Origin of the sequence: Micromonospora phytophila, assembly GCF_023656545.1 — a bacterium.
Classification (GTDB): Bacteria; Actinomycetota; Actinomycetes; order Mycobacteriales; family Micromonosporaceae; genus Micromonospora; species Micromonospora phytophila.
In genome coordinates this window covers 1-2,591 of sequence record NZ_JAMOKF010000522.1, presented here as the reverse complement: position 1 = coordinate 2,591, position 2,591 = coordinate 1, and the positions used below count along the sequence as shown (strand labels likewise).

The following is a 2,591-nucleotide window of genomic DNA, read 5'->3' as shown; positions in this document are numbered from 1 at the left end:
CTGGGCGTGCTGGTCACCGGGCCGGCCGGCTCCGGCAAGTCGGCGCTGGTGCGCGCGGTGGCCGCCCGGGTCGGTGCCCGGGTCTGCCCGGTCTGGGCGCCCGAGGTGGCCGCCCTGACCAACCAGGCCGCCGCCGAGCGACTGCGCGCCGCCGCCGCCGAGGTACGCGCGGACGGCCCGGCCGTCCTGCTGGTCACCGACGTGGAGGCGCTCGCCCCGGCCGAGGAGCAGGGACCGCTCTCCACCGTGTTCCGTCAGGTGCTCGCCGAGTCGGTGCGGTCCGGGGTGGCGGTGGTCTGCACCACCGGGCGGCCCGAGGCGGTCGACCCGGCGCTGCGCGCCCCCGACCTGCTCTCCCTGCGGATCACCGTTCCGCTGCCCGACCCGGCGCTGCGTCGGGAACAGTTGACCGTGCTGACCCGGCAGGTCCCGCTCGCCGAGGACGTCCGACTGGACGAGGTGGCCGGGCGTACCCCCGGGTTCGTCGCCGCCGACCTGGCCGCCCTGGTGCGCGAGGCCGGGGTACGGGCGGCGCTGCGGCAGAAGTCGGCGGAGAACCCGACGGTGGCGATGGCCGACTTCCACGCCGCTCTGGAGGTGGTCCGGCCGACCACGATGGCGGCGTCCACCCTGGAGCTGGCGTCGGTCACCCTCGACGACGTCGGCGACCTGGTCGAGGTGAAGCAGACCCTCACCGAGTCGGTGCTCTGGCCGCTGACCTACCCGGACACGTTCGCCAGGCTCGGCGTCCAGCCGCCGCGCGGGGTGCTGCTCTACGGCCCGCCGGGCTGCGGCAAGACCTACCTGGTCACCGCCCTGGCCGGTTCGGGGCGGGCGAACGTGCTCTCGGTCAAGGGCGCGGAGCTGCTGTCGAAGTGGGTCGGCGAGAGCGAGCGTGCCGTCCGTGAGCTGTTCCGCCGGGCCCGCGAGGCCGCGCCGACACTGATCTTCCTGGACGAGGTGGACGCGTTGGCGCCGGTTCGCGGCCAGGCCACCGACGGCGGTACGACCGACCGGGTGGTCGCCGCGCTCCTCACCGAGCTGGACGGGGTGGAGGCGCTGCGCAACGTGGTGGTGGTCGGCGCGACGAACCGGCCGGACCTGGTCGACCCGGCGCTGCTGCGGCCCGGGCGGCTGGAACGGCTGGTCTACGTGCCGCCACCGGACGGGCCGGCCCGGGCGGAAATCCTGCGCGCCTCGTCCCGCACCGTGCCGCTGGCCCCGGAGGTCGATCTCGCGGCGCTCGGCGCGGAGCTGGACGGTTTCTCGGCGGCGGACTGCGCCGCGCTGGTCCGGGAGTCGGCGCTGGCCGCGATGCGGGAGTCGCTGACGGCCTCCACGGTCACCGCCGCGCACGTCGCGACGGCCCGCTCCCGGGTCCGTCCCTCGCTGGACCCGGCCCAGGTCGCCTGGCTCGCCGCGTACGCCGAGGGCCGGCGGGGCTGACCCGACAGCACCGCCAGGGCCGATCCGGCAGCACCGGCAGGGCGGACGTGGTGGCGGCAGAGCTGTGGCATGCCGGCGGAAGGGGCGGGACGTCGCCGCACGGTCGGGCGCCGGAACGGCGGGTCAGTCGGTAGGGAGCAGCGGGCCGAGGGGGCCCAGGTCGAGGTTGAGATCCTCGGGCGCCAGGCCGAAGTACTCCCGCAGCCCCGCCATCTGCTCCTCCAGCGCCATCAGCGTCATCCCGATCCGCTCGACCTGCTCCTCGGTGAGGTCGCCGAGGTCCACGCGGCGCAGCGCCTGCCGCTCCATCAGCTGCCGGAGCAGCTCGATCACGGTGAGCACCAGGCTGGCCAGCCCCCGCTCGACGGAGTCCCGGTCGACGGCGAGCCGGCGGTCCAGCGGGGTCACCCGGGGCGCCTGCCACGACGGCTCGCCGAGCGCGGCGGCCAGCTCGGCCGCCTCGTCCCGGGCGGGCCCACCGGCGGCCCCCCGCCCCGCACCCGGGTCGTACGCCCCGGTCACGGCCCCTCCCCCGGCGGTGCGACGCCCAGATGCGCGGCGTCGTGCGGGGTCGGCGCGCCGACGGAGGTGGCCAGGGCGTCGGGGCCGACGGGCCCCATCTCGTGCGGTTCGGGCGGGGCCAGCGCGCCGACGGAGGCGACCAGGGCGCGCAGCGAGATGCGCACCAGGTCGATGTCGGCGATGGCGATGGTGATGTCGCCACTGATGACAACGCCGGTGGCTAGCACCCGGTCCAGCAGGTCCACCAGGGCCACCGGGCGGTAGGCCAGTGGGTCGTCGGCGCTGTTCGGGGCGAGCGAGGTGGTCACCATCCGGGCCCCCGGGCGGTCACGCCGGCTCCCGTACGGTGAGCGCCGGCTCCGCGGGCCGCTCCTGTGCGAACGAGTACGGCGGCCACGGTCCGGTCAGCTCCAGCCGGAGTTCCGGGTGCCGGTGGGCCAGCGACCCGACCAGGTCCCGGAAGCCGGCGAACGTCCCCTGGTCGACCAGGTACGCGCCGTTGAGCACCATCGCGGTGGGCGCGCCGGAGAGCCGGCGGTCCTGCGGGGCGTGCCGCCGGGCGGCCACCGCCTGCCCGGCCAGCGCCGCGTGCACGGCCGCCGCGGCGTCGGCGGCGATCCGCT

General features: G+C 76.7%; 4 protein-coding genes. 1 reads left to right on the top strand and 3 read right to left on the bottom strand.

Features of this window, described 5'->3' with window-relative positions:
* A partial coding sequence (locus NCC78_RS30710; protein ID WP_250798907.1) for an AAA family ATPase occupies nt 1-1,446 on the top strand: 1,446 nt, incomplete at its 5' end.
* A 123-nt stretch (nt 1,447-1,569) separates the two neighbouring features.
* Here the strand turns inward: NCC78_RS30710 and NCC78_RS30705 are convergent.
* From NCC78_RS30705 to NCC78_RS30695, 3 genes are all read right to left on the bottom strand, one after another.
* Nucleotides 1,570-1,968, bottom strand: a complete 399-nt coding sequence (locus NCC78_RS30705) for a gas vesicle protein K (protein ID WP_250798906.1) — start codon at nt 1,966-1,968, stop codon at nt 1,570-1,572.
* Nucleotides 1,965-2,279 carry a gas vesicle protein gene (locus tag NCC78_RS30700; protein ID WP_250798905.1) on the bottom strand — a complete coding sequence of 105 codons (315 nt, stop codon included), beginning with the start codon at nt 2,277-2,279 and terminating at the stop codon, nt 1,965-1,967. Before NCC78_RS30700 ends, NCC78_RS30705 begins: the two co-directional genes overlap by 4 nt.
* 16 nt (nt 2,280-2,295) lie before the next feature.
* Nucleotides 2,296-2,591 (bottom strand): GvpL/GvpF family gas vesicle protein (locus NCC78_RS30695; protein ID WP_250798903.1); only part of this gene is annotated, 296 nt, incomplete at its 5' end.